The 25,637-nt window shown below is 72.2% G+C and carries 24 protein-coding genes; 21 read left to right on the top strand and 3 right to left on the bottom strand.

What is annotated here, in order from left to right; all coding sequences use genetic code 11:
* Positions 1-20: 20 nt before the first annotated feature.
* From DEI92_RS05195 to holA, 3 genes are read left to right on the top strand one after another with little or no spacing between them, the layout of a single operon-like run.
* Positions 21-695 (top strand): ComEA family DNA-binding protein, encoded by a 675-nt coding sequence (locus tag DEI92_RS05195; RefSeq protein WP_111012611.1) that lies wholly within the window; start codon positions 21-23, stop codon positions 693-695.
* Complete coding sequence (locus tag DEI92_RS05190; protein ID WP_111012610.1) at positions 692-3,310, top strand: ComEC/Rec2 family competence protein; 2,619 nt, start codon at positions 692-694, stop codon at positions 3,308-3,310. The genes DEI92_RS05195 and DEI92_RS05190 overlap by 4 nt, the downstream gene beginning before the upstream one ends.
* Positions 3,223-4,242, top strand: a complete 1,020-nt coding sequence (gene holA, locus DEI92_RS05185; protein ID WP_111012609.1) for a DNA polymerase III subunit delta — start codon at positions 3,223-3,225, stop codon at positions 4,240-4,242. Before DEI92_RS05190 ends, holA begins: the two co-directional genes overlap by 88 nt.
* 207 nt (positions 4,243-4,449) lie before the next feature.
* Here holA and rpsT read toward each other — a convergent pair whose 3' ends face one another.
* Positions 4,450-4,710, bottom strand: coding sequence for a 30S ribosomal protein S20 (gene rpsT / locus DEI92_RS05180; RefSeq protein WP_111008662.1), 261 nt, complete (start codon positions 4,708-4,710; stop codon positions 4,450-4,452).
* Positions 4,711-4,879: 169 nt separating this feature from the next.
* Between rpsT and DEI92_RS05175 the strand changes: the two genes are divergently transcribed.
* The 4 genes from DEI92_RS05175 to DEI92_RS05160 all read left to right on the top strand — a co-directional run bounded on the left by DEI92_RS05175 (position 4,880) and on the right by DEI92_RS05160 (position 9,366).
* Complete coding sequence (locus DEI92_RS05175) at positions 4,880-6,022, top strand: pyridoxal phosphate-dependent aminotransferase (protein ID WP_111012608.1); 1,143 nt, start codon at positions 4,880-4,882, stop codon at positions 6,020-6,022.
* Positions 6,023-6,140: 118 nt separating this feature from the next.
* Positions 6,141-7,997: a translation elongation factor 4 gene (gene lepA / locus DEI92_RS05170; RefSeq protein WP_111008664.1), complete on the top strand. Its 1,857-nt coding sequence runs from the start codon at positions 6,141-6,143 to the stop codon at positions 7,995-7,997.
* A complete protein-coding gene (locus DEI92_RS05165; protein ID WP_181434651.1) occupies positions 7,994-8,716 on the top strand; it encodes a DUF1990 family protein in 723 nt (240 codons plus the stop codon). The genes lepA and DEI92_RS05165 overlap by 4 nt, the downstream gene beginning before the upstream one ends.
* Positions 8,713-9,366, top strand: a complete 654-nt coding sequence (locus tag DEI92_RS05160; RefSeq protein ID WP_111008666.1) for a DUF1990 family protein — start codon at positions 8,713-8,715, stop codon at positions 9,364-9,366. Before DEI92_RS05165 ends, DEI92_RS05160 begins: the two co-directional genes overlap by 4 nt.
* 17 nt (positions 9,367-9,383) lie before the next feature.
* Here DEI92_RS05160 and DEI92_RS05155 read toward each other — a convergent pair whose 3' ends face one another.
* The gene (locus DEI92_RS05155; RefSeq protein ID WP_111008667.1) at positions 9,384-10,118 is read right to left on the bottom strand and encodes an HAD family hydrolase; all 735 of its coding nucleotides are present in this window, start codon (positions 10,116-10,118) and stop codon (positions 9,384-9,386) included.
* Between the two features lie 82 nt (positions 10,119-10,200).
* Between DEI92_RS05155 and hemW the strand changes: the two genes are divergently transcribed.
* Positions 10,201-11,418: a radical SAM family heme chaperone HemW gene (gene hemW / locus DEI92_RS05150; protein ID WP_181434650.1), complete on the top strand. Its 1,218-nt coding sequence runs from the start codon at positions 10,201-10,203 to the stop codon at positions 11,416-11,418.
* Between the two features lie 75 nt (positions 11,419-11,493).
* Here the strand turns inward: hemW and DEI92_RS05145 are convergent, their stop codons facing one another.
* On the bottom strand, positions 11,494-11,889 hold the full coding sequence (locus DEI92_RS05145) for a DUF4870 domain-containing protein (protein ID WP_111012607.1): 396 nt from the start codon (positions 11,887-11,889) through the stop codon (positions 11,494-11,496).
* A gap of 175 nt (positions 11,890-12,064) precedes the next feature.
* On the opposite strand from DEI92_RS05145, the gene hrcA reads away from it, so the two are divergent.
* The 13 genes from hrcA to leuA all read left to right on the top strand — a co-directional run bounded on the left by hrcA (position 12,065) and on the right by leuA (position 25,604).
* Positions 12,065-13,102 (top strand): heat-inducible transcriptional repressor HrcA, encoded by a 1,038-nt coding sequence (gene hrcA / locus DEI92_RS05140; protein WP_111008670.1) that lies wholly within the window; start codon positions 12,065-12,067, stop codon positions 13,100-13,102.
* Positions 13,103-13,182: 80 nt separating this feature from the next.
* Complete coding sequence (gene dnaJ / locus DEI92_RS05135; protein WP_111008671.1) at positions 13,183-14,298, top strand: molecular chaperone DnaJ; 1,116 nt, start codon at positions 13,183-13,185, stop codon at positions 14,296-14,298.
* A gap of 3 nt (positions 14,299-14,301) precedes the next feature.
* Complete coding sequence (locus tag DEI92_RS05130) at positions 14,302-15,045, top strand: 16S rRNA (uracil(1498)-N(3))-methyltransferase (RefSeq protein WP_111012606.1); 744 nt, start codon at positions 14,302-14,304, stop codon at positions 15,043-15,045.
* 88 nt (positions 15,046-15,133) lie between these two features.
* A complete protein-coding gene (locus tag DEI92_RS05125; protein ID WP_111008673.1) occupies positions 15,134-15,484 on the top strand; it encodes a histidine triad nucleotide-binding protein in 351 nt (116 codons plus the stop codon).
* A gap of 73 nt (positions 15,485-15,557) precedes the next feature.
* The gene (locus DEI92_RS05120) at positions 15,558-16,616 is read left to right on the top strand and encodes a PhoH family protein (protein ID WP_181434700.1); all 1,059 of its coding nucleotides are present in this window, start codon (positions 15,558-15,560) and stop codon (positions 16,614-16,616) included.
* On the top strand, positions 16,613-17,074 hold the full coding sequence (gene ybeY / locus DEI92_RS05115; RefSeq protein WP_111008674.1) for an rRNA maturation RNase YbeY: 462 nt from the start codon (positions 16,613-16,615) through the stop codon (positions 17,072-17,074). The genes DEI92_RS05120 and ybeY overlap by 4 nt, the downstream gene beginning before the upstream one ends.
* Positions 17,071-18,399, top strand: coding sequence for a hemolysin family protein (locus tag DEI92_RS05110; RefSeq protein ID WP_258370073.1), 1,329 nt, complete (start codon positions 17,071-17,073; stop codon positions 18,397-18,399). The genes ybeY and DEI92_RS05110 overlap by 4 nt, the downstream gene beginning before the upstream one ends.
* Positions 18,396-19,325 (top strand): GTPase Era, encoded by a 930-nt coding sequence (era, locus tag DEI92_RS05105; RefSeq protein ID WP_111012604.1) that lies wholly within the window; start codon positions 18,396-18,398, stop codon positions 19,323-19,325. The genes DEI92_RS05110 and era overlap by 4 nt, the downstream gene beginning before the upstream one ends.
* Before the next feature lie 104 nt (positions 19,326-19,429).
* Entirely contained in the window at positions 19,430-20,665 is a 1,236-nt protein-coding gene (locus DEI92_RS05100; protein ID WP_181434649.1) for a sensor histidine kinase, read from the top strand.
* A complete protein-coding gene (locus DEI92_RS05095) occupies positions 20,662-21,351 on the top strand; it encodes a response regulator transcription factor (protein ID WP_111012602.1) in 690 nt (229 codons plus the stop codon). Before DEI92_RS05100 ends, DEI92_RS05095 begins: the two co-directional genes overlap by 4 nt.
* 58 nt (positions 21,352-21,409) lie before the next feature.
* A complete protein-coding gene (locus tag DEI92_RS05090) occupies positions 21,410-22,153 on the top strand; it encodes an ABC transporter ATP-binding protein (RefSeq protein WP_111012601.1) in 744 nt (247 codons plus the stop codon).
* On the top strand, positions 22,150-23,643 hold the full coding sequence (locus DEI92_RS05085; RefSeq protein ID WP_111012600.1) for an ABC transporter permease: 1,494 nt from the start codon (positions 22,150-22,152) through the stop codon (positions 23,641-23,643). The genes DEI92_RS05090 and DEI92_RS05085 overlap by 4 nt, the downstream gene beginning before the upstream one ends.
* 191 nt (positions 23,644-23,834) lie before the next feature.
* The gene (leuA, locus tag DEI92_RS05080) at positions 23,835-25,604 is read left to right on the top strand and encodes a 2-isopropylmalate synthase (protein WP_111012855.1); all 1,770 of its coding nucleotides are present in this window, start codon (positions 23,835-23,837) and stop codon (positions 25,602-25,604) included.
* The last annotated feature ends 33 nt before the right edge of the window (positions 25,605-25,637 follow it).

The following is a 25,637-nucleotide window of genomic DNA, read 5'->3' as shown; positions in this document are numbered from 1 at the left end:
AGCGCCCCTAGCGTCGGAGCATGACGGGAGACGAGTTCGACGACACCGCACCGGTCCGCACCTGGATCCGGCCGCGCGCCCTCGTGGTCGTCGCCATCGCCGTGACGGTCGTGGCGCTCGTGCTGTTGGCGGTGGGCGCACTGACCGACCACGCCACGACGGTCCAGCGCTCCGCCGATGCGGTCTCGGTGTCGGCGCCCGCCACGGCGTCCACGGGAGTGGTCCCCCCAGCGGCGACGCCCGCGACCGTCGTCGTCCACGTGCTCGGAGCCGTCGCCACGCCGGGCCTCGTCGAGCTCCCGGTCGGTGCCCGCGTCGACGACGCGGTCACCGAGGCCGGCGGGGCGGCCGACCACGCAGACCTGAGCCGGGTGAACCTCGCCCGGCCGCTGGTGGACGGCGAGCAACTGTACGTGCCGCGTGACGGCGAGGACGACGTCCCCGAGGCTCCGGGACCCGTCGTGGGGGGCGGGAGTGCGTCCGTCGGTCGTGGGGAGGGCCCGACCCTGGTGGACCTCAACACCGCCGATGCCACCGCCCTGGAGACCCTGCCCGGCATCGGACCGGCGCTCGCCGACCGGATCGTCGCGTGGCGGACCGAGCACGGCCGGTTCTCGAGCGTCGAGGACCTGCTCGACGTCAGCGGGATCGGTGACGCGACCTTCGCGGACCTCCGGGACCGGGTGCGGGTGTGACGTCGCTCGGTGCGCCGCGTCCCGATCTCCGCCTCGTCGTGCCGGTGGCCGTGGCCTGGGTGGTCGCGGTGGTCCTGGTCGCCAGTCCCGCGCACGCGGTCCCGGTCGCCGTGGCCGCGGGAGTCGCCGCGGCCACAGCGGTCCTGGTCGTCCTCCAGGCGGTCCGTCGCGGGCGGGCGGGCCCGCCACCCCGAGCGCACAGCGGACCGCTCGGCGTCGTCGGCCTCGTCGCGCCCGCCCTGCTGCTCGTGGCCCTCGTCGCGGTCGCCGTCGACGTGCGTGACGCCGTCCGGCGTCCGGAAGCCATCCGAGCGATCGACGACGGGGCGGCCGTGGTCGCCGAGGTCGTGCTCGAGCGCGACGGCGAACCGGGTGAGCGAACGGTCCCCGGGCGCCTCGTCCGGATGGAACACCGCGCGGGTGGCGAGACGAGCACGACCACCGGCCTCCGCGTCCCCGCCCGCGTGGTCCTCGCGGAGCCGGGCTCGACGGAGCACGGCCCGGGTGCCAGCGACGTCGCCGTCCCACTCGTCGCGGGTGCCACGGTGCGTGTGCAGGCGGAGCTGGTCGCCGGGACGCCGGGTGCGACCGCGTCCGTCCTGCTCTTCACCCGGGGCGACCCCGAGGTCGTCCACGCTCCCGCGGCGCTGCTCCTGGCCAGCACGATCGCCCGCCGCGCGTTCGCCGAGGTCACCGGGAGACTGCCCGGCCCCGGAGCCGGCCTGCTGCGCGGGCTCGCGATCGGGGACCGGAGCGGTATCGACGACCGGACCGCGGATGCGATGGAGGTGACCGCACTGACGCACCTCACCGCCGTCTCCGGCTCGAACTGCGCGGTGCTCGTCGGACTCGTGATGCTCGTCGGCCGCGCCGCACGCGCCCCGCGGCTGGCGCGTGTCGTGGTCTCGGTCGTCGTGCTCGGCGCATTCGTCCTGCTCGTGCGACCGGATCCGAGCATCGTGCGCGCGACGATCATGGCGGTCGTCGTGCTCGTCGTGCACCTGCGTGGACGACCCGTGCAGGGCGCACCGCTCGTGGCGCTGGCGACCATCGGCATGCTCGTCGTCGACCCGTGGCTCGCCCGGTCCTTCGGGTTCGCGCTCTCCGTCCTGGCCACCGCGGGGGTCGTGGTGGTCGCCCCGGTCCTGGCGTCGCGTCTCGCCGGACGACTCGGACCAGTGGTCGCGGCGTCGCTCGCGGTACCGGTCGCGGCGCAGGCCGCGTGCTGGCCCGTCACCGTGGTGCTCGCGCCGTCCATCCCGACGTACGCCGTGCTCACGAACCTGGTCACGGAGCCGTTGGCTCCCGTCGCGACCGTCCTCGGGCTGGCGGCGTGCGCGCTCGCGCCCATCTGGTCGACCGGTGCCTGGTTCCTCGCGGCCGCCGCGTGGGCACCCGCCGCGGTCATCGCCGTCGTCGCGCGGGCGGCCGCGGCACTCCCGTTCGCGGTGGTCCCCTGGCCGGCCGGCCCGTTCGGCGCCGCGACGGCCGCACTGGTGAGCGCGGCGGTCGTGGCGGCCGTGTTCGTGCGCCGTGCTGCACGGGCGGTCCCCGTGGCCGCGGCGGTGGTGGTCGGGGTGATCGGCGTCTCGGTCGTCGTCGTGCCCGACGCCGTCGTCCGGGGGAGCGTCCCCGCCGACTGGTCGCTCGCGGCCTGCGACGTCGGCCAGGGCGACGCGGTCCTGGTGCGGCGGGACGATGCGGTCGCGCTCGTCGACACGGGCGACGAGCCGGAGCGGCTCGAGCGCTGCCTCGACCTACTGGGGATCGACCGGATCGACCTCTTCGTGGCCTCGCACTACGACCGCGACCACGTGGGTGCGGTCGGGGTGGTAGCCGACCGTGTCGGGACCGCCCTCGTCGGCCCGCTCGGCCGCGCGGCGGACGCCGACGTCGTCGCCACCCTGCGGCGCGCGGGTGCCGACGTGGTCACGGCGGGCGCAGGCACCGCCGGCACGCTCGGGGATCTGCCGTGGCGGGTGGTGTGGCCCCCTCCGTCGACCACCGAGGGCGGGAACGACGCGAGCGTCACGGTCCTGTTCGAGCCGTCCCGGCGTTGCTCCGACTGCCTGTCGTCGCTGTTCCTCGGCGACCTCGGCGAGGCGGCGCAGCGACGGCTGCTCGCCATGGTGACGGCAGCCGGAGGCTGGCCACCCGTCGACGTCGTCAAGGTCGCGCACCACGGCTCCGCCGACCAGGACCCGGCGCTGTACCGAGCGGTGTCGGCTCGGGTGGGCATCGTGAGCGTGGGTGCCGACAACCCCTACGGGCATCCCACCGACCGCGCGCTCGCGATGTTGGAGGCAGCGGGCACGGCGGCGCTCCGCACCGATCAGAACGGTACGGTCGTGCTCTCCCCGTCGGGCGGCGACCTCCGCGTCTGGCGCGAGCGGCCCGACCGAGGCGATCCCACTGCGGGGGTGTCGCCGGTCGCCCGTACACTGCTGGAGGTCGGTCGGGTCGGAGCCCGGCGTGGACCGGGTCGGGCACGGTCGGGTCCACCAACGTCCCGAGCGGGAGGCACACCATGGCGGCGAAGAGACCAGCGCGCGCAGCCGCGGCGATCGACCAGGTCCCGTGGTCGGCGATCCGGCCGGCACCGGTCGTCCTCGTGACGGGACCCGAGACCTTCCTCGCCGAACGAGCGATCACCTCGCTGCGCGATCTCCTGCTCGCCGAGGACCCTGCACTCGAGGTCCACGATCTCGAGGCCGACCAGTACGCGCCTGGGCTGCTCGCGACCCTCGCCAGCCCCTCGCTGTTCGGCGAACCCCGCCTCCTGCGCGTCGTCCAGGTCGAGAAGTGCACGGACGCGTTCATCACCGAGACCCTCTCCTACCTCCAGGCCCCGGCCGACGACGTCACGCTCGTGCTCCGGCATGGCGGCGGCGTCCGCGGGAAGAAACTACTCGACGCGATCCGTGGCGGCACCGGCGGCGGGATCGAGGTCCAGTGCGACGAACTGAAGAAGGAGACCGACCGGATCGACTTCGTCCAGGCCGAGTTCCGCGCCGCGCGCCGGAAGATCAGCCCGTCCGCGGTCCGCACCCTCGTCGCGGCGTTCGCGGACGACCTCGCCGAACTCGCTGCCGCCTGTCGTCAGCTGCTCGCCGACGACGACCAGGAGATCACGGACCGGACGGTGGACCGGTACTACGGCGGCCGGGTTGAGACGAACGCCTTCAAGGTGGCCGACATCGCGCTCGCCGGTCGATCGGGGCCGGCCGTCGTGCAGCTCCGGCACGCCCTGGCGACCGGCGAGGCCCCCGTGCCGATCGTCGCGGCGTTCGCGAGCAAGATCCGCACGATGGCGAAGGTCAGTTCCTTCCGCGGGTCGAGCGGGCAGGCGGCATCGGCGCTCGGGCTGGCACCGTGGCAGGTGCAGCGGGCGCAGCGAGACGTCCAGGGCTGGAGCGAGGCCGGCCTCGCGAACGCGATCCTCAGCATCGCGGCCGCCGACACGGCGGTGAAGGGCGGGTCCCGCGACGCCCACTACGCGCTCGAGGTGATGGTTCGCGTCATCGCCCGCCGCGGTGAGGGGACCTGACCGGGCCGGGCATGGTCGGCCGGGTGCTGATCCCGCAGGCCGGATCCGCCGGGTGCCGACCCCTGCGCAGTGCGGCCCCTGCGCAGTGCCGACCCCTGCGCCGTGCTGACCCCCAAGCCCGAGCTGCGCCGCGCCGGACACGCGGAACGCCCCCGGCACCGAAGTGTCGGGGGCGTTCGGCGAGGTGCGGCTCGGCCAGCGCTCAGATCAGAGCGCGGCGACCTTCTTCGAGATCGCGGACTTGCGGTTCGCGGCCTGGTTCTTGTGGATGACGCCCTTGCTCACGGCCTTGTCGAGCTTCTTCGTCGCGACGACGAGGGCGGCGGTGGCCTTGTCCTTGTCGCCGGCGGCGATGGCCTCGTTCGTGTGGCGGATGTACGTCTTGAGCTCGCTCTTGTAGGCCTTGTTGCGCTCCTGGGCCTTCAGGTTGGTCTTGATGCGCTTCATCTGCGACTTGATGTTCGCCATGCGGTTCTGCTTTCTGTGTGTCTCGGACGGGTGAACGCGATCACAGGGATAGAGGGTCCGATCGCGGATCGCGCTCCACCTGTGGGAGATGGAACACGCAAGCCAGCGAGCAATGTTACCAGGACCACGAGGAGCGATCAACGCGCCACCCCTCGACTAGCGTTGCGCCATGCCATCGCTCGCGCCGCACATCAGCACCGTGCCCGACTCCGGCATCCGGCGGATCTACGAGCAGGCTCTGCTCCTCGACGACGCCATCATGCTCGTGGTCGGCGAGCCCGACGTGCCCGTGGCCCGGCACATCGGCGACGCGGCGCGACGCGCGTGGACCGAGGACCGGACCAACTACACGCCGAACGGCGGGATCGCGCCACTGCGGCGGGCCCTCCAGGAGAAGCTGTCCCGCGAGAACCGGATCGACGCCGAGATCGAGCAGGTCTGGGTGACGGTCGGGGCGACCCAGGCCCTGCACCAGGCGATGGCACTGCTGCTCGCGCCGGGCGACGAGGTCCTCGTGCCGGACCCCGGCTACACGACCTTCACCATGAACGCCCACATGCTCGGTGCGGTCCCGGTGCCGTACGAGCTCGCACCGGCGCACGGGTTCGAGCCGGACCTCGACGCCCTCGAGGCGAGCGTGACCGACCGCACGCGCGTGCTCCTGCTCAACTCGCCGTCGAACCCGCTCGGGTCGGTGGTCGGCGCGGAGACCGTGCAGCGGCTGCTCGCCTTCGCCCGTCGGCATGACCTCTGGGTCATCAGTGACGAGGTCTACGAGTACTTCACGTTCGGCGCCCGCCATGTCAGTCCCGCGTCCCTCGACGAGGACGACCGGGTGTTCAGCGTGTTCTCCCTGAGCAAGACGTACGCGATGACCGGCGTGCGCGTCGGGTACCTCGTCACGCCGAGGGGCATGGCGGGGACCATGCGGACGGTGCAGGAGGCCACGGTGAGCTGTGTCGCCGAACCCGACCAGTTCGCGGCCCTCGCGGCCATCGTCGGGGACCACTCGGCCGTCCAGGAGGCCCGTGACCACTACCGCGCGAACCTCGAGGTGGCGCGACAGGTCCTCGACGCGAAGGGCATCACGTACAACGACCCCGAGGGCGCGTTCTACCTGTGGATCGACGTCGCGCACGCGACCGACGGGGACGTCGCGGCATGGGCGGAGCGGTTCCTGCTGACGGAGCGCGTCGCGGTGGCGCCGGGCAGCGCGTTCGGGAGGGCCGGTGAGGGGTGGATCCGCGTGTGCCTGGCCGCGGACCCCGCGGTGCTCCGCGAGGGTCTCCGTCGTCTCCCGGACCCGCGCTGACGACCCTGCCGGCAGGGTCGCTCCCGTCCTCGCCGCGGTCGCCGCGGCCGGGTCTGGCCGCATCGGTCGGCTGCGCGTGGAACAATCGACCGATCCACCGCTCGACCTCAGAGGAACCGTGAGCCCACAAGCATCCGCACCACTCGAACCCGCGTCGACGGCGGCCGGGGCGATCCGCAACTTCTGCATCATCGCCCACATCGACCACGGCAAGTCGACGCTGGCCGACCGCATGCTGCAGATCACCGGCGTCGTCGAGGAGCGTGCGATGCGGGCGCAGTACCTCGACCGGATGGACATCGAGCGCGAGCGCGGGATCACCATCAAGTCGCAGGCCGTGCGCATGCCGTGGGAGCGTGACGGCCAGACGTTCGCCCTGAACATGATCGACACTCCAGGCCACGTCGACTTCTCGTACGAGGTGTCGCGGTCGCTCGCCGCGTGCGAGGGCGCGATCCTGCTCGTCGACGCCGCCCAGGGGATCGAGGCGCAGACCCTGGCCAACCTGTACCTCGCGCTCGAGAACGACCTCGAGATCATCCCGGTCCTCAACAAGATCGACCTGCCCGCCGCGGAGCCGGACAAGTACGCCGCCGAGCTGGCGCAGCTCATCGGCGGCGACCCGGCCGACGTCCTGCGCGTGAGCGGCAAGACCGGCGTGGGCGTGGCGGAGCTGCTCGACCGGGTCGTCGAACGCATCCCGGCGCCGGTCGGTCGCCTGGACGCCGAGCCGCGGGCGATGATCTTCGACTCGGTCTACGACAGCTACCGCGGTGTCGTCACCTACGTGCGCATGGTCGACGGGCGGATCAGCCCCCGCGAGAAGATCCAGATGATGTCGACCCGCACCACCCACGAGATCCTCGAGATCGGGGTGTCGAGCCCGGAGCCGGTACCGACGAAGGGCCTGGCGGTCGGCGAGGTCGGGTACCTCATCACCGGCGTCAAGGACGTCCGGCAGTCCAAGGTCGGCGACACCGTCACGAGCGCCGCGAGGCCCGCCACGGAGGCGCTGGCCGGTTACACCGACCCGAAGCCGATGGTGTTCTCGGGGCTGTACCCGATCGACGGCAGCGATTACCCGGACCTGCGCGAGGCACTCGACAAGCTGAAGCTGTCCGACGCCGCACTCGTCTACGAACCCGAGACCTCGGTCGCGCTCGGCTTCGGGTTCCGCTGCGGGTTCCTCGGGCTGTTGCACCTCGAGATCATCACGGAGCGGCTGTCCCGCGAGTTCGGACTCGACCTCATCACCACCGCGCCGAGTGTGGTTTACGAGGTCACGACCGAGGACAAGAAGACCGTCGAGGTCACGAACCCGTCGGAGTTCCCGTCGGGCAAGATCGCCAGCGTCAAGGAGCCCGTCGTCCGCGCGGCGATCCTGGCGCCGAAGGACTACGTGGGCGCGATCATGGACCTGTGCCAGTCGCGCCGCGGCACGATGCTCGGCATGGAGTACCTCGGCGAGGACCGCGTCGAGCTCCGGTACTCGATGCCGCTCGGTGAGATCGTGTTCGACTTCTTCGACCAGTTGAAGAGCCGCACGCAGGGGTACGCGAGCCTCGACTACGAGCCCATGGGGGACCAGGAGGCCGACCTCGTCAAGGTGGACATCCTGCTCCAGGGAGACCAGGTCGACGCCTTCAGCGCGATCGTCCACCGGGACAAGGCGTACGCGTACGGCGTGCTCATGACCGGTCGCCTGCGCGAACTCATCCCGCGGCAGCAGTTCGAGGTCCCGATCCAGGCCGCGATCGGTGCGCGCATCATCGCGCGCGAATCGATCCGTGCCATGCGCAAGGACGTCCTGGCGAAGTGCTACGGCGGTGACATCACCCGCAAGCGCAAGCTCCTCGAGAAGCAGAAGGAGGGCAAGAAGCGCATGAAGATGGTGGGTCGCGTCGAGGTCCCGCAAGAGGCGTTCATCGCTGCGCTCTCCGGTGACACCGAGGCCAAGGACGCCAAGAAGAAGTGACCGCCGACGGTCCGGGGAGCGCCCACGCCGCACGTGCCGGTGCTGACCGCGACGCCCTGACCTACGCGCCCGAGGGCGGATCGCTCGCCCCCGACCTGGTGACGGCCCCGCCAGCGGGGTACCGCGCACGGCAGGACGCCGCGCGGATCGGGCGCGGTCGTGCCTGCCACGACCGCGCGGTCGACGCCGTGCTCCGCTGGGAGATCCAGGAGCGCGTCGGGATCCGGGTGGAACCGGAGGTCCGGGAGACCCAGGACCACCGGGAGACCCAGGACCACCGGGAGACCCAGGACCACCGGGTGACCCAGGACCACCGGGAGGCCGGGAAGGACCCGGACGGTCCGCACGACCCGTCCCGACCCAGGCGACCGCACCCGCGCCTCCACGCCGGAGACCGTGCTGTCCTGCACATCCGCGCGTACGGCGTCACCACCCACGCGCCGGTCCGCGCCGTCCGCGTGGTCGACGAGGAGACCCGCGGCGGCTTCGCCTACGGCACCCGTCGCGGGCACCCCGAGTCGGGCGAGGTCGCGTTCCTCGTCGAGCACCGTCCCGATGACACGGTCTGGCTCGTCGTGCGGTCGTTCTCACGACCGGCGAACCGACTGTGGGCGCTGCTCTGGCCGTTCGTGCAGTGGGAGTCGCGGCGCACGACGGCGCGCTACCTGCGGGTCCTCGCCGGGGGGAGCGATCCCACGCTCGGTACGATGGGCGGATGAGCACCCGCGGCAGCCACCGCCCCACCGCCCTGACCTACGGCGCCGTCGGGGCGACCCAGGCGCCGGACCTCATGACCTACCCGCCCGAGGGGTTCACGCCGAGCGAGTCCCGCACGCGCATCGGCCACGGCGACCAGCGGTTCGAGACGGCGTGGGTCCAGACCCTGACCTGGCAGATCCAGGAGCGCAGCGGCATCCGGGTCCGCGTGGACGACGTCCCCGACGACGACGAGGTCGGCTACACCCCCGTCGAGTTCGACGACGAGGGTCGTCCGGTCACACCGGCCTCGATCGGCGGCGGGACGACCGAGCGGTTCGCGCCGGACGGCACGCCCTTGCTGACCGCGGGGACGACCGCGACGCTGACGATCCACGCGTACGGGCGGGTCGTGCACGCCCCGGTCCGCGTCGTCTCGGTGATCGACGAACCGGACCGCAAGGGCTTCGCGTACGGCACGCTCGAGGGGCACCCGGTGTCGGGCGAGGAGTCCTTCGTCGTCGAGCGCACCACGGACGGCTCGGTCTGGCTGCAGGTGCGGCAGTTCTCGCAGCCGTCGTCGCGCGGGTGGCGGTTCCTCGGCCCGTTCCTCCGACGCCAGCAGCGGCGACTCGCCCAGGCCTACCTGCAGGCATTGCTCGGTTCCGACTGACGATCACGCCGGGTCGTTCAGACCAGGGGCCGGAGCGCGGCGACGGCGTCCAGCAGGGTGTCGGCACCCTCCGCGCAGTCCGCGACGACCGCGACCGCGCTCGTCCTGCCGAGCTCGTCAACGTCGTGCACGCCGGTGGCGACCGCGATGAACGGGATGCCCGCCGCGTCGGCGGCGGTGCCGTCGCGGGGCGTGTCCCCGATGACCACCACGCGGTTCCCGCGGAGGTCCGCGGCCGCCCGGCGCGTCAGCGCCTGCCGCTCGACGTCCTCGTCCCCGAAGTACGAGTGCGCCCAGTCGAACGCGTCCGGGTCGAACCCGGCGCTGGTGAGCTTGAGGCGAGCCCGACCCGCGGAGTTCCCGGTGAGAAGCGCGGAGCGCCAGCCACGATCGGTCATGCGTTGCAGCAGGGCCATCACACCCGGCGCGGGCGTCCGCCGCTCACCCGACCGGTAGCGCTCCTCGGACAGGCGTTGCAGGTGTCCGCGGACGGTCTCGGACAGCTCCGGGTCGAGCCCGTGGGCCCGGAGGGCCTCGAGGATGATCCCGGCGTCGGTCCGGCCGTGCTGGTGGCCGACGAGCTGCTCGAGGTCCCGGCCCACGGTGCGCTCCAGTGCGAGGTGGTACAGGCTCCCGGGGACGGCGGCGTTCTCGACGAGGGTCCCGTCGACGTCCCAGAGGACGATGGTGCCGGCGACGCTGTCGGCGCTGGGTTCCGGGTCCGTGCTCCCGGAGGTGGTGCTGTCGTGCATGGGACCATCATGTCGACCCCGTCCCGGCCGCGCGACCGGTGGTGTGACCCGGGGACGGCGGCGCGGTGGGACAATGGAGTCCGTGCCCAGCGCCCTGCCGATCGCCGATCCCGCCCCCGCGGATGGCCTGATCGTCCCCTCGGCGGACGCGGGAGACACCCCGTTCGGCGTCTACGTGCACGTGCCGTTCTGCCGTGTCCGCTGCGGCTACTGCGACTTCAACACCTACACGGCATCGGAACTGCGGGGCGTCCGGCGCGACGACTACGCGGGTCACGCGGTCCAGGAAATCCGGTTCGCGGCGTCCGTCCTCGACCGGTCGGGCGTCGCGCGTCGGCCGGTGTCCACGGTGTTCTTCGGCGGTGGGACCCCGACGATGCTGCCGGCGGACGACCTCGTGATGATCCTTCGCGCGATCGACGACACCTGGGGGATCCTCCCGGGTGCCGAGGTCACGACCGAGGCGAACCCGGACTCGGTCGACGCGGAGTCCCTGGCGACGCTGCGCCGCGGCGGGTTCTCGCGCGTGAGCTTCGGCATGCAGTCCGCGGTGCCCCACGTGCTCGCCACGCTCGACCGGACGCACGACCCGGAGCGGGTCCCGCTCGTGGTGGATGCGGCGCGGGCGGAGGGGCTCGACGTCAGCCTCGACCTCATCTACTCGACGCCGGGGGAGTCACTCGACGACTGGCGCCGTTCGCTCGACGCGGCGATCGCGTACGGGCCGGACCACCTGTCGGCCTACGCGCTCATCGTCGAGGACGGCACGGCCATGGGGCGCGCCGTCGCGAAGGGGCTCCTGCCGGCGCCGGACGACGACCTGGCCGCCGACATGTACGAGGAGGCCGACGCACGTCTTGCTGCCGCCGGGTACAGCTGGTACGAGGTCTCGAACTGGGCCCGCGGTGCCGAGCACGCGAGCCGCCACAACCTGTCCTACTGGAAGGGCCACGACTGGTGGGGGGTGGGTCCGGGGGCGCACTCGGCCGTCGCCGGCACCCGATGGTGGAACGTCAAGCACCCGGCCGCGTACGCCGCGCGCGTGCTCGGGGGCGAATCACCGGCGGCCGGCCGCGAGACGCTCGACGACGAGACCCGGTACGTCGAGCGCGTCCTGCTCGCTGCGCGCGTGCGCGGCGAGCTGGCCACCGCGGAGCTCCGTCCCGAGGCGCGTGGGCGCGTCGCCGGGCTCATCGCGCGCGGACTCGTCGACGGCCGCGCCGCGCTGTCCGGGAGGCTCGACCTCACGCTGCGCGGGCGCCTGCTGGCCGACGCCGTGGTGCGGGAGCTGTTGGACTGACGGACCGCCGGGGGAGCGGCGGGCTGCTGGCGGGCCTCCCGGCCGTGTCCGCCGGCAGGTGATCGACGGTGGTCGTCAGGCGCGGATGAACTCGATGCTGAGCGGGTAGCGGTAGAACTGCCCGGCGTTGGCGCGCACGGCCGCGATGACGCCGAACACGACCTGGATCACGGCGACGGCGAACAGGATGAGGACGCCGATGCCGAGCCACGACGTGATGACGCCGACCGCGTACGCGATCGCCATCGTGATGTGGAAGTTCAACGCGACCCGCGTGTGCTCGCGGACGAACGGTCCCCGGTCGCGCAGCACGAGGTACCCGACCAGCGGGACGACGAACTGGAAGAAGATCCCGCCGACGTGCACGAGGGTCGCCCAGAGGCGCTGGTCCTCGGGGCGCATCGGCTGCGGCGGCTGGTAGTGCCCCCACTGCGGGTCCGGCTGCTGTCCGTAGGGCGGCGTCGTGCTCATGCCGGAAGCGTAACGGCTCGCTGTGACCGGTTCGAGGCCCGGTCGGTCGGAGGTTCGGCGTAGGATCAGCAGTCGGACCCGGAGAGTGCCAGCCCTGTGGCACAGCGGACGGTGCGACCACCGCCGGACCCTCTGGGCGCACATCGCGCACGAGTGGCAGGAGGGAGGGCGCGTCATGGTGTCGGAACGCAGTCTCGAGGTGCTCAAGGCGATCGTGCGCGACTACGTCGCGTCCCGCGAGCCCGTCGGATCCCGCTCCATCGTCGAGCGGCACGCGTTCGGGGTGTCGTCGGCGACGATCCGGAACGACATGGCCGCCCTCGAGGAAGAACAGCTCATCGTCGCCCCGCACACGTCGTCGGGGCGGGTGCCCACCGACAAGGGCTACCGCGTGTTCGTCAACCACCTGACCGAGGCCCGCCCGCTGTCGAGCGCCCAGCGGCACGCGATCGAGACCTTCCTCGGGCGGTCGAACGACCTCGACGAGGTCCTCGGTCGCACGGTACGTCTGCTCAGCCAGCTCACGAACCAGGTCGCGCTCGTGCAGTACCCCTCGATGATCCGCGCCCGGGTACGGCACGTCGAACTCGTCCGGCTCAGCGAGACCCGGTTCATGAGCGTGCTCATCACGGACACCGCACGCGTCGAGCAGCGCATCCTCGAGACCGATCTCCGCGTCGAGGACGACGCCCTCACCGAACTCCGCGCCGTGCTCGGCTCCGCGGCCGTCGGGCTGCTGCTGCAGGACGTCCCCCGGGTGCTGCTCGGCATCCCCGAACGCGTGCGCCCCGAGCTGCAGGGACTCGCCGCCGTCGTGGTCGCGGCACTCGTCGAGCAGGTCCGGGCCAACCGCCAGGACCGGCTCGTCATGGCGGGTGCGGCGAACCTCGCGAAGAGCGAGGACGACTTCGCCGGCGGCCTGTTCCCCGTGCTCGAGGCGATCGAGGAACAGGTGACCCTGCTCCGGCTCTTCGGCGAGATGCAGCTCGACGCGGTCGCCGTCGCCGCGAGCATCGGCGAGGAGAACGCCGCGTACCTCGGCACCGCCGGGGGACTCGACGCGACGAGCATCGTGGCCGGTGGGTACACCGCGGCCGGGGGCGAGGTCGCCCGGCTCGGCGTGCTCGGCCCGACCCGCATGGACTACGGCACGAACATGGCCGCCGTCCGGGCGGTGGCCAGGTACCTCTCGGGGCTCCTGGCCGACAATTGACCATCCGTCCGGACCGCCGGTCGTCCCGGATCGGGACCACCGTGCGGCGGACGCCGACCACTCCGACAGACTGAGGTGCTGTGGCAGACCACTACGAGGTCCTCGGCGTCGCACGCGACGCCGCCGACGCGGACATCAAGAAGGCGTACCGACGCCTGGCCCGGGAACTCCACCCGGACGTCAACCCGAGCCCGGAGGCGGCAGAGCGGTTCAAGGACGTCACCCACGCCTACGACGTCCTCAGTGACCCGGAGCAGCGGCGCCGCTACGACGCCGGTCCGCAGGACGGCACCTTCGGCGGCGGAGCCGGTGGCTTCGGCGACATCTTCGACGCCTTCTTCGGTGGTGGCGGTGGCGGATTCGGTGCGCGCGGCACCGGGCCACGGTCGCGCGCCGAGCGCGGCCAGGACGCCCTGCTGCGTGTCGAGGTCGACCTCGAGGAGGTCGTGTTCGGCACGCACAAGGACATCGAGGTCGACACGGCCGTGCTGTGCGAGACCTGCGGCGGCTCGTGCAGCGCGCCTGGGACCCACCCGGTGACCTGCGACATCTGCGGGGGCACCGGGCACGTGCAACGGACCGTCCGGTCGCTCCTCGGCAACGTGGTCACGAGCGCGCCCTGCGGCACCTGCCGCGGGTACGGGACCGTGATCCCGAACCCGTGCCCGACCTGCCAGGGCCAGGGCCGCGTGCGCGCCCGCCGGACGCTCCCCGTCGACATCCCCGCGGGCGTCGACTCCGGTCTGCGGCTGCAGATGCCCGGTCAGGGCGAGGTCGGGCCGGCGGGCGGACCCTCGGGCGACCTGTACCTCGAGGTCAAGGTGCGGCACCACGACGTGTACAGCCGCGACGGCGACGACCTCCTCGCGACACTCGAGGTGCAGATGACCGACGCGATCCTCGGCACGACGACGACCATCGACGGGCTCGACGGGCCGGTCGAGCTCGAGATCCGGCCGGGGGTGCAGAGCGCCGACGTCCTGACGATCAAGGACCGCGGGGTGACGCGACTGCGCGGTGGGGGTCGGGGCGACCTGCGCGTCGGCGTCCAGGTCGTCACGCCGACGAAGCTCTCGCACAAGGAACGCGGTCTCGTCGAACAACTCGCCAAGTCCCGGAAGGCGCCGGCGCCGCAGCTCGCCCGGTTCCAGCAGGGGCTCTTCGGCAAGCTCCGTGACCGCTTCTTCACCTTCTGATCCGTGGCGTCCCTGTACCTGGTCGACGACCTCGCGGGCGTCCGTCCCGGCGACGTCGTGTCGCTCGACGGTGCCGAGGGTCGGCACGCCGTCACGGTCGCGCGGATCCGCCAGGGCGAGGCGCTGCGGATCGGGGACGGTCGGGGCACCGTCGTCAGCGGCGCGGTGGCGGAGGTCGGCCGCGACGCGCTGACGCTCGCGGTCCGGTCCGTGGACGTCGAACCTGAAGGCTCGCCACGGCTCGTGCTCGTCCAGGCACTCGCGAAGGGCGGCCGTGACGAGATGGCGGTCCAGGCGGCGACCGAGATCGGCGTCGACGGCGTGGTGCCCTGGTCGGCCGCACGGAGCGTGTCCCGGTGGGAGGGTCCGAAGACCGAGAAGGGCCGTGCCCGCTGGGGCGCGATCGTCCGGGAGGCCGCGAAACAGTCGCTCCGGGCCCGGGTGCCCGACGTCGGACCGCTCGTCACGACCGCGACCCTGGCCGACGGGGCGGGCCTCCCGCCCTCGACGACGGTCCTCGTGCTCGATCCGCTCGCGGAGCAGCCGCTCAGTTCGGTGGCCGTTCCCGAGGGCGCGGGGGCGATCGCACTCGTCGTCGGTCCCGAGGGCGGCATCGCGGACCCCGAGTTCGACCGCCTCACCGACGCGGGCGCCACGCGGGTCCGGCTCGGTGCGTCGGTCCTCCGCACGAGCACCGCGGGGCCTGCGGCGCTCGCCGTGCTCCAGGCGCGGCTCGGCCGCTGGTGACGGCTGTCACCGTCGGGGCGCCCGGCGCAGCGCAAGCCCAGCGCGAACAGCTCGGAACGGTGTCGCCAGCACGCCCTACGATGGAGCGATGAGCACCTCGCCGAGCGTCTTCTCGCGGATCGTCGCGCGCGAGATCCCCGCCACCGTCGTCGCCGAGGACGACCGCCTCATCGCGATCGAGGACATCGCTCCGAAGGCGCCCGTCCACGTGCTCGTCGTCCCGAAGACCGAGCAGTACGCCACCGTGGCGGAGCTCGCGGCCGGCGACCCGTCGCTGCTCGCGGACCTCGTCGCGATGGCCCAGCGCGTCGCCGACGAGCGTGCGGGGGGCCAGTTCCGTCTCGTGTTCAACTCCGGTGCGTCCGCCGGACAGACCGTGTTCCACGTCCACGCCCACGTCCTCGCGGGCGACCTCCAGGAAGGCACCCTTGCCGGTTAGCAGCACCGCACACCCCGCATCCTCGTCCGACGAGCCCGAGGTCACCGTCGACCTCGCCGTGGACGGCATCGCCATGGTGCAACTCCTCGGGCCGCAGGACCGCCTGCTCCGCACGGTCGAGCGGCAGTACCCGACCGTCCGCGTGCTGGTCCGCGGCAACGAGGTCAGCCTCACCGGTCCGGAGCGCGACGTCGCACACGCCCGTGTCCTCGTCGACGAGCTCATCACCATGGTGCGTCGCGGCCAGGACATCGGACAGGCGGACGTCGCCACCTCCGCCCGCGTCATCGAGGACGACCGCCGGCCGACCGACCTGTTCGGCACCCCCATCGTGCAGAGCCGCGGCAAGTCCGTCCGGCCCAAGACGGACGGCCAGCGTGCCTACGTCGACGCGATCGACGAGAACACGATCACGTTCGGCATCGGACCGGCCGGCACGGGCAAGACCTACCTCGCCATGGCGAAGGCCGTGCAGGCGCTGCAGCGACGTGAGGTCAACCGGATCATCCTGACCCGCCCGGCGGTGGAGGCCGGTGAGAAGCTCGGGTTCCTGCCCGGCACCCTCACCGACAAGATCGACCCGTACCTCCGGCCGCTGTACGACGCCCTCAACGAGATGATGGACCCCGAGCTGGTCCCGAAGCTCCTGGCGTCCGGCACGGTCGAGGTCGCACCGCTCGCGTACATGCGTGGTCGCACGCTCAACGACTCGTTCGTGGTCCTCGACGAGGCGCAGAACACGACGCCCGAGCAGATGAAGATGTTCCTCACCCGGCTCGGCTTCGGCTCGAAGATGGTCGTCACCGGCGACATCACGCAGGTCGACCTGCCCGCGCAGGTGAGCGGTCTGCGGCTCGTGACCCAGATCCTCGACCAGGTCGACGACATCCACTTCGCGCGCCTGACGAGTGACGACGTCGTCCGTCACACGCTCGTCGGCCGCATCGTGGACGCCTACTCGCGCTACGACGAGGAGCGCCTCGCCGAGCAGGCGGGCGACCGACCGGGCGGTCGTGGCACTGCGTACCGGGGCAACCCCGACGGGACGAACCGCTCGGAGCGCCGTGGGCGACCGCCGCAGGACCGCCAGCAGAGCCCGTACCCGACCAGCGCCCGAGGAGGCAGCCGGTGAGCATCGAGCTGAACAACGAGTCCGGCGTCGAGGTCGACGAGGACGCCGTCCAACGTCTCGCGGCCTTCGCGCTCGATGCCATGCACGTCCACGCCGACGCCGAGCTCGCGATCGTGCTCGTGGACGAGGGCGCGATGGAACAGCTGCACGTCCAGTGGATGGACGAGCCCGGCCCGACCGACGTCCTGAGCTTCCCGATGGACGAACTCCGGCCGGGCACCGAGGACGACCCGACACCTCCCGGACTCCTCGGCGACATCGTGTTGTGTCCCCAGGTCGCGGCGGAGCAGGCGCGGACGGCCGGTCACTCGACGCTCGACGAACTCCTCCTCCTCACCTGCCACGGTGTGCTGCACCTGCTCGGCTTCGACCACGCCGAGCCGGACGAGAAGGCCGAGATGTTCGGGTTGCAGGGCGAGATCCTCAGCGCCTTCGCGGCGCAGCGTCGAGGCCGGTGACCCCGGTGCTCCTGGTCGCCGTGCTGCTCGCGGTGGCGGCCGCACTGGTCGTGCTCGGCGGTCTGCTCGCCGCCTCGGACGCCGCGTTGTCGGTGATGTCCCGAGCGGACCTCGACGAGATCGCCGAGCACAGCCGGTACCGCCGGGCCGTCGAGGCCATCTCCGACGACCCGGGAGCGCACCTCAACGCCCTCAACTTCTTCCGCGTCCTCGCCGAGACGGCGGCGGCCGTGCTCGTCACGGTCGCGCTCGTGCGCGTCTTCGCGGTCTGGTGGGTCGCGCTGCTCGTCTCGGCGGCGGTCATGACGGCCGTCTCCTTCGTCCTCGTGGGGTCGAGTCCGCGGAGCGTCGGCCGTGCCCACGCCGGCCAGCTCATCGCGTGGACGGGCGGCCTCGTGCACGCGGTCCGCATCGTGCTCGGGCCGCTCGCGACCGTCCTCGTCGCGATCGGGGACCGCGTGACCCCGGGGCGGAGCGGAGGGTCGAGCGTCGCGACGGAGGAGCAGCTGCTCAGCATCGTCGACGAGGCGGCCGAGAGCAACGTGCTCGAGGCGGACGACCGCGAGCTCATCCACTCGGTGTTCGAGTTCAGCGACACGCTCGTCCGCGAGGTCATGGTCCCGCGCACGGACATGACGACCGTCGACGTCGACGACACCCTCGCCACCGTGATGGAGCGGTCGCTGCGGTCGGGGGTGTCCCGCATGCCGGTCATCGGCCGTGACAGCGACGACGTCCTCGGGGTCGTCCACCTGCGCGACGTCGCCCGCGCCCTGTACGAGCGCGCGGGATCCGCCACCGCTGACGTCACGACCGTGTTGCGTCCCGCCGAGTTCGTGCCGGAGTCGAAACCGGCGGACGAGACCCTCCGGTTCATGCAGGCGGTGAAGAACCACCTGCTCCTCGTGGTGGACGAGTACGGCGGCGTCGCGGGACTCGTCACCATGGAGGACCTCATCGAGGAACTCGTGGGAGACATCTCGGACGAGTACGACCGCACCGTCGTGGACCGCACCGAGATCCGCCCGGGCGTCTGGCGCATCTCGGCACGGCTTCCGGTCGACGAGCTCGGCGACCTCTTCGGGATGGAGCTCGACGACGACGACGTCGACACGGCGGGTGGCCTGCTCGTCAAGGAGCTCGGCCAGCTGGCCACCGCGGGGGACACCGCCACGGTGTCCGGCGTCGAGCTCACCGCGGAGCGGGTGGAAGGCCGACGTCGCGACCTGGTCACCCTGCTCGTCGAGCGGGCACCGACGCCGGACGACGCCCCGGCACTCGACGACGAACCGACCCCCACGACGACGGGACACCACACCGCATGACCACCACCGGATCCACCAGCGATGCCGCCGGGACCCCCTTCCGAGCCGGGTTCGTCTCGTTCGTCGGCCGCCCGAACGTGGGCAAGTCGACCCTGACGAACGCCCTCGTCGGCGAGAAGGTCGCCATCACCTCCTCGAAGCCCCAGACCACCCGACGCGCGATCCGCGGCGTCGTGCACCGGCCCGACGGGCAGGTCGTCATCGTCGACACGCCCGGGGTCCACCGGCCCCGGACGCTGCTCGGGGAGCGCCTCAACGACCTCGTGCAGGCGACCCTCGGTGACGTCGACGTCATCGGGTTCTGCGTGCCCGCGAACGAGCCGATCGGTCCCGGCGACCGGTTCATCAACGCGCAGCTCGACGCCCACCCGCGCGCGCGCACGATCGCGATCGTCACGAAGACCGACCGCGCCTCACATGAGCAGGTGGCGGCGCAACTGCTCGCGGTGTCCGAACTGCGCGACTGGGACGCAATCGTGCCGACGTCGGGGATCCGCGGCACCCAGCTCGACGAACTCCTGGACGAGGTCGTGCGGCTGCTGCCGGAGTCGCCCGCGCTCTACGACGCCGAGACCGTGACCGAGGAGACCGCGAGCGACCGCGTCGCCGAGCTCGTCCGCGAGGCCGCGCTCGAGGGCGTCCGCGACGAACTGCCGCACTCCCTCGCGGTGGTGATCGACGACATGGTCGAGCGGGACGACGAGGACGACGACACGCTCGACGTGTACGTGAACCTCTTCGTCGAGCGGGACAGCCAGAAGGCGATCGTCATCGGGCGCGGGGGTGAACGCCTGCGGGACGTCGGCTCCCGGGCGCGCGCGGAGATCGAGCGGCTCCTCGGGCGACACGTCTACTTGAACATCCGGGTGAAGGTCGCCAAGGAGTGGCAGCGCGACCCCAAGCAGCTCGGTCGTCTCGGGTTCTGATCGCCAGTCCGGCGTCATCCGATCGGATGACGCCGGAGCGCCTCGCGGGGGACATCCCGGACGACGGCTGCGTGGGGCCGGTCAGCGGCCGTAGCGTTGTCGGCGTGTTCCGGACCATGCTGCGCAGCCAGATGGCGTTCGACGTCGTGCTGGCGCTCGTCGCGGCGGTCGTCGCGGTCCTGGGCGGCGACCGGTGGTCGGGTCTGACCTGGCTGCTCGGCGGGTTGTTCGGACTCGCCCTGGCGCTCCGACGATTCGCGCCCGGGCGTGGGCTCGCCATCGCGTGGGTGGGCGCACTCGTCCAGATGTACGTCAGCGCGAACGTCGCCGTCGCCGACCTCATGATCCCCGGCGTGCTCTACGGGACGGCCCTCTACGGCTCACCCCGGGTGCGTCGGTTCGGCCTCACGTCGGCGCTGGTGGGGTCCGTGGTCGGCGCGCTGTACCTGACGGTCAAGGAGTACCTCCAGCGATACGACCTCGTCGGTTCGCTCATCGAGCACCCCACGCAGCTCGTGCGCGAGGCGGCACAGGGCACGGGCTACTTCGTCGTCATCGTGGCGTTGCTCGTCCTGCCGTGGCTCGCGGGCGCGGTGGCCCGCGCCCGCGGCGTGGCGCGCGTCAGTCTCGAGGCCCAACTCCTCGCCGAGCGCGACGCGGCCCGTTCGGACCGAGCCGTGGCGGTCGAGCAGGAACGGGTGCGCATCGCCCGCGAGATGCACGACATCGTGGCGCACTCGCTCGCGGTCGTGATCGCGCAGGCCGACGGCGCCCGCTACGCGATGCGGTCCTCCCCGGAGAGCGCGGACGCCGCCCTGGCGACGATCGGCGCGACCGCCCGCCGTGCCCTCGGCGACGTCCGCGAACTCCTCGGCGCACTGCGGCACGACGAGGCACCGGGTCCGACGCCGGCCCTGGACGACATCGACCAGCTCGTGCGGGACATGCGGCAGGTCGGCCTGGACGTCCAGGTCGAGCGCGCGGGCGAACCCGAGCACCTGCCCACCACATCGCAGCTCGCCGTCTACCGCGTCGTGCAAGAGGGCCTGACGAACGCGTTGAAGCACGGCGACCGGAGCGGACCCGTCCGACTCGCGCTGCGATACGCCCCCGACCACGTGGAGGTCGCGGTGGCGAACCGGCTCCCGCCCGAGGGCCACGGCGGCCAGGGCGTCGGGCACGGTCTGGTCGGGATGCGGGAGCGCGCGGCGTTGTCCGGCGGGACGATGTCCGCGGGGCCGACCAACGGTGAGTTCCGGGTGGCCGTCCGGCTGCCCACCGCCGGGAGCACCGGGGCCGTCCCGCTGCCCCGACATGGCCGAGAGGAAGGCGCACGATGACCGCACCGATCCGGGTCGCTCTGGTCGACGACCAGGCGCTGTTCCGCACGGGCATCACGATGCTCGTCGAGTCGCAACCCGACCTGCTGTTCGTCGGTGAGGCGGGCGACGGCGCCGCCGGGGTCGAGCTCGTCCGACGGACGCGGCCCGACGTCGTGCTCATGGACGTCCGGATGCCGGTCATGGACGGCATCACGGCGACCGCCCGCATCGTCGAGGCGCGTGCCCAGGGTGCCGGCCCGCAGGTGCTCGTGCTCACGACCTTCGACTTCGACGAGGCGGCGGCGCGGGCGATCCGTGCCGGTGCGAGCGGCTTCGTGCTCAAGGACGCCGACCCGGAGTTCCTGCTCGCGGCGATCCGGACCGTGCACGCAGGAACGACGGTGTTCGCGGCGGCGGCCACGCGCGACCTGTTGCGCCGGTTCCAGGAACGGTCCGCCCCGCCGGCACCTCCGGCTGCCTTCGCCGACCTGACCCCGCGGGAACGCGAGGTCTTCGACCTCGCCGCGCGTGGGTTGAGCAACGCGGAGATCGCCCGGCACGAGTTCGTCAGCGAGGCGACCGTGAAGACCCACGTCTCCCGTGTCCTCGGGAAGCTCGGGCTCCGCGACCGTGTGCGCCTCGTCGTGTTCGCGCACGAGCACGGCCTGGTCCCTCGAGAGCCGTCGGATCAGCCGCGAGGATGACGGGCGCGCGCCGCGGGACGGACGCGCGCCGGGCCTCCCGGCCGCCAGGCTCGGAGGCATGAACGAACCGATCATCCGTCTGGAACACGTCCGGAAGCAGTACGGCAGCGACGGCCGCGCGGTGGTCGCGCTCGACGACGTCAGCGTCACGATCGCCGCTGGTGCGTTCACGGCGGTGATGGGTCCCTCGGGCTCCGGCAAGTCGACGTTGATGCACGTCGCCGCGGGCCTCGACTCGGTCTCGAGTGGCCGGGTCGTGGTGGACGGCACCGACCTCACGACCCTCGACGACCGCGGACTCACCGACCTGCGCCGACGCCGCCTCGGGTTCGTGTTCCAGTCCTTCAACCTCGTCCCCACGCTCGACGTCCTCGAGAACATCGAGCTGCCGTTCCTGCTCGGAGGCCGCCGTCCGACCGCCGAGGAGCGGGACTTCATCGACCACCTCGTCGGTCGCCTCGGCCTGGCGGATCGACTCGACCACCGACCCCACGAGCTGTCGGGCGGCCAGCAGCAGCGCGTGGCGATCGCGCGCGCGCTCGCCACCCGTCCGGCCGTCGTCGTCGCGGACGAGCCGACCGGAGCCCTCGATTCCCGCACCGGGAGGGACGTCCTCGCGATCCTCCGCGGTGCCGTCGGCGAGTGGGGACAGAGCGTCGTCTTTGTGACGCACGACGCCGTCGCGGCCGCCAACGCGGACCGCATCCTGTTCCTCGCCGACGGACGGGTGGTCGGGGACCGGCCGTCCATGACGCCGGCGGAGATCTCGACGACGATGCTCGGGATGGAGGCCGCGGCATGAGCTCGACCAGCGGTACGGACGCGGCCACCGCGTCCCGGACGCCACGGCCGATCCGACGCGCGACCCGACGGCCGACGGCTCGCGGACTCGACACGCTGCGCGCCTTCCGCCCGACGTTGCTCGTCGCGGCGCTCGCCTCGATGTTCGGGACGGTGCTCGTCATCACGCCCGGTGTGGTCGCCGACGCACTGCGCGCCATCGGGCTCGAGGACGTCGGCTCGGTCCAGGCCGTGTTGTCGGTGGTCGGGTGGGTGTTCCTCGCGGTCGCCGTCTACGTCGGCTCGATCGTCACCGCGAACACCTGCAGCACGATCATCGCCGGGCAGACGCGGGTCCTCGCCCTGCAGCGGCTCGTCGGGGCGACCGGGGCGGCCCTCCGGCGTGGCATCGGTCGGTCGGGGGTCCTGGTCGGCGTGGTGGGAGCGCTCCTCGGCGGTGTCCTGGGCGTGGGGGTCGCCGCCGTCGTCGTCGCGATGCTGCGTGCCCGACACTTCCTGCCGGACACCACGTACGACCTCGTGCCCGCGGGCATCGTGCTCCCGGTCGGCGCGGTGGTCGTCGCGACCTGGGCGGCGTTCCGGGCGGGGAGCCGGCGCGTGCTCGCCGTGACGCCCCTGCAGGCGCTGTCGAACACGGTCGAACCCACCGCCGCCGACCTCCGCGCCGGTCGTGGTCGCCGCGCGGTCGCGATCACGTTGCTCGTCGTGGGCGCGGCGTCCATGCTCCTCGCCGTCGCGCTCGGCGGCGTCACCGTGCTCGCCGTGCTGCCGGGCACATTCGGCGCGTTCGTCTCGTTCTCGGGCGTCGTCGTCGGTGCACCGCTCGTCATGCCGCCGGTCCTCGCGTTGGCCGGACGGATCGGATCCCGTGACCCGGTCGTGCTGCTCGCGGGGCGGAACGCGCTCCGCGCCCCGGGACGCACCGCACGCGCGGTGATCGGACTCGTGATCGGCGTGACGCTGCTCGTCACGTTCGCGGTCGCGCTCGGGATCCTCCAGCACGTCTCGGCGCTCTCGGTGCGGGAACTCGGTGGCGGCTCGGCGGCGTCCGCGGCGACCATCCGCTCCGAGGACCACTTCTTCGCCCAGCTCAACGCGGTCGTCAGCGCACTCGTCGGGTTCTCCGGCGTCCTCGCCGCGGTGGGTGTCGTCAACGCCCTGGCGCTCGGGGTCGTGCAGCGGCGCCGCGAGCTCGGCCTCCTCCGCGTGCTCGGCCTGACCGCGTCACAGGTCCGGCGCATGATCGTGACCGAGGCCGTCCAGATGGTCGCCGCCGCCGTCGTCACCGGACTGGTGCTCGGCGTCGTCTACGGCTGGCTGGCGGCGCGGACGCTGCTCGGAACGCTGCACTTCCCGCTGACGCCCGTCCTGCCACCGGTGACCGTGGCGGTGGTGGTGGGCGGCGCGCTCCTCCTCGCCGTCGTGGCGACCGTCGCTCCGGTGCGTCGGGCGATGCGGGTGACACCGCGTGAGGCCCTCGCGGTCGATTGAGGGGTGGGGCCTCCCGGTCGCGGCCACCTGGGCGTCATCGCCCACGGTGGCCGCTGCGGTGCTACCGTGGGTGCCGATGCACGCTGCACTCCTCCTCCTTCGCCGCCGCGACGAGGCCTGACCACCGGCCCCCCTCGTCGCGGAGTCCGTCGTCGGCCGACACGAGACCAGCAACGAAGCGAGTGACCACCATGCAGAACACGCAGCGCCCCTCCGGGATGCCGATCCACAAGTACGTCCCCTTCTCCGAGCAGATCACGGTCGACCTGCCGGACCGCACCTGGCCGACGAAGCAGATCACCGAGGCACCCCGCTGGTGCGCGGTCGACCTCCGTGACGGCAACCAGGCCCTCATCGACCCGATGGACGCCGACCGCAAGCGGGCGATGTTCGACCTGCTCGTGCGCATGGGCTACAAGGAGATCGAGGTCGGGTTCCCCAGCGCCTCGCAGACCGACTTCGACTTCGTCCGCAGTCTGATCGACGAAGGCGCGATCCCGGACGACGTGACGATCCAGGTCCTGACGCAGGCCCGTGAGCACCTCATCGCCCGCACCTACGAGGCGATCGACGGGGCGAAGCAGGCCATCGTCCACTTGTACAACTCGACGAGCGTCGTCCAGCGTGACGTCGTCTTCCGGACCGACGTCCAGGGGGTCGTCGACATCGCGCTCGAGGGCGCCCGGATGTGCAAGGCCGCCGAGGCCACACTCCGTCACGGCACCACGGTGTACTACGAGTACTCGCCGGAGTCGTACACGGGCACCGAGCTCGAGGTCGCGCTGCGCATCTGCAACGAGGTGCTCGAGGTCCTCGAGCCGACACCGGAGCGCAAGGTCGTCATCAACCTGCCCGCCACCGTCGAGATGGCGACGCCGAACGTCTACGCCGACTCGATCGAGTGGATGTCGCGGCACCTGAACCACCGGCAGAACCTGATCCTGTCGCTCCACCCGCACAACGACCGCGGCACCGCCGTCGCCGCGGCCGAGCTCGGGTACATGGCCGGTGCCGACCGGATCGAGGGCTGCCTGTTCGGCAACGGGGAGCGGACGGGCAACGTGGACCTCGTCGCGCTCGGCATGAACCTGTTCACGCAGGGCATCGACCCGATGATCGACTTCTCGGACATCGACCAGGTCAAGCGCACGGTCGAGTACTGCAACCAGCTGCCCGTGCCCGAGCGACAGCCCTGGGCGGGCGACCTCGTGTACACCGCGTTCAGCGGGTCGCACCAGGACGCCATCAAGAAGGGGCTCGAGGCCATGGCGGCCCGGGCCGAGGCAGCGGGCAGCAGCGTCGACGACATGGTCTGGGCGGTGCCGTACCTGCCCGTCGACCCGAAGGACATCGGCCGGAGCTACGAAGCGGTCATCCGCGTGAACTCCCAGTCCGGCAAGGGTGGCGTCGCGTACCTGCTCAAGCAGGACCACGCCCTGGACCTGCCGCGCAGGTTGCAGATCGAGTTCTCCGGCGTGGTGCAGCGGCGGACCGATGCCGAGGGCGGCGAGTTCACGTCCGAGGCGATCTGGGAGCTGTTCAGCGACGAGTACCTGCCGGCGCCCGCCGAGGACGACAAGTGGGGCCGCTACGAGCTCACGAAGACGGCGACGTCGAGCGACTTCGGTGGGACGACGCAGCTCACCGTGACGATGCGCGTCGACGACGGCGGGGTGGACGCCCAGGCGGTCGGGACCGGCCCGATCGACGCGTTCATCCGGATCCTCGCCGACCAGGGCGTCGCGGTGACGCTGTACGACTACGTCGAGCACACCATGAGCGCCTCCGGTGACGCCAAGGCCGCCGCGTACGTCGAGCTCGACGTCGATGGCTCCCGCCTGTGGGGCGTCGGCATCGACGCCGACATCGCGACCGCCTCGCTCAAGGCGATCGTGTCGGCCGTCAACCGCGCGGTGCGCGCCGGTGCCGTCGCCGGGGAGGCCGTGCTCGCGTCCGCCTGACGCCCTGCGTCGGCGCCGTCGGAGGCCCTGCGC

It is taken from the genome of Curtobacterium sp. MCBD17_034, from assembly GCF_003234515.1.
Taxonomy (GTDB): domain Bacteria; phylum Actinomycetota; class Actinomycetes; order Actinomycetales; family Microbacteriaceae; genus Curtobacterium.
Note: the sequence above shows the minus strand (reverse complement) of the source record. Positions and strands in the feature narration are given on the sequence as shown.

Excerpts from the sequence above, each read along its gene's own strand:
- DEI92_RS05195 (WP_111012611.1), top strand. The coding sequence starts at position 21 with ATGACGGGAGACGAGTTCGACGACACCGCACCGGTCCGCACCTGGATC.
- holA (WP_111012609.1), top strand. The coding sequence starts at position 3,223 with ATGGCGGCGAAGAGACCAGCGCGCGCAGCCGCGGCGATCGACCAGGTC.
- rpsT (WP_111008662.1), bottom strand. The coding sequence starts at position 4,710 with ATGGCGAACATCAAGTCGCAGATGAAGCGCATCAAGACCAACCTGAAG.
- DEI92_RS05175 (WP_111012608.1), top strand. The coding sequence starts at position 4,880 with ATGCCATCGCTCGCGCCGCACATCAGCACCGTGCCCGACTCCGGCATC.
- DEI92_RS05160 (WP_111008666.1), top strand. The coding sequence starts at position 8,713 with ATGAGCACCCGCGGCAGCCACCGCCCCACCGCCCTGACCTACGGCGCC.
- DEI92_RS05155 (WP_111008667.1), bottom strand. The coding sequence starts at position 10,118 with ATGCACGACAGCACCACCTCCGGGAGCACGGACCCGGAACCCAGCGCC.
- DEI92_RS05145 (WP_111012607.1), bottom strand. The coding sequence starts at position 11,889 with ATGAGCACGACGCCGCCCTACGGACAGCAGCCGGACCCGCAGTGGGGG.
- hrcA (WP_111008670.1), top strand. The coding sequence starts at position 12,065 with ATGGTGTCGGAACGCAGTCTCGAGGTGCTCAAGGCGATCGTGCGCGAC.
- DEI92_RS05125 (WP_111008673.1), top strand. The coding sequence starts at position 15,134 with ATGAGCACCTCGCCGAGCGTCTTCTCGCGGATCGTCGCGCGCGAGATC.
- DEI92_RS05120 (WP_181434700.1), top strand. The coding sequence starts at position 15,558 with ATGGTGCAACTCCTCGGGCCGCAGGACCGCCTGCTCCGCACGGTCGAG.
- era (WP_111012604.1), top strand. The coding sequence starts at position 18,396 with ATGACCACCACCGGATCCACCAGCGATGCCGCCGGGACCCCCTTCCGA.
- DEI92_RS05095 (WP_111012602.1), top strand. The coding sequence starts at position 20,662 with ATGACCGCACCGATCCGGGTCGCTCTGGTCGACGACCAGGCGCTGTTC.
- DEI92_RS05090 (WP_111012601.1), top strand. The coding sequence starts at position 21,410 with ATGAACGAACCGATCATCCGTCTGGAACACGTCCGGAAGCAGTACGGC.
- DEI92_RS05085 (WP_111012600.1), top strand. The coding sequence starts at position 22,150 with ATGAGCTCGACCAGCGGTACGGACGCGGCCACCGCGTCCCGGACGCCA.
- leuA (WP_111012855.1), top strand. The coding sequence starts at position 23,835 with ATGCAGAACACGCAGCGCCCCTCCGGGATGCCGATCCACAAGTACGTC.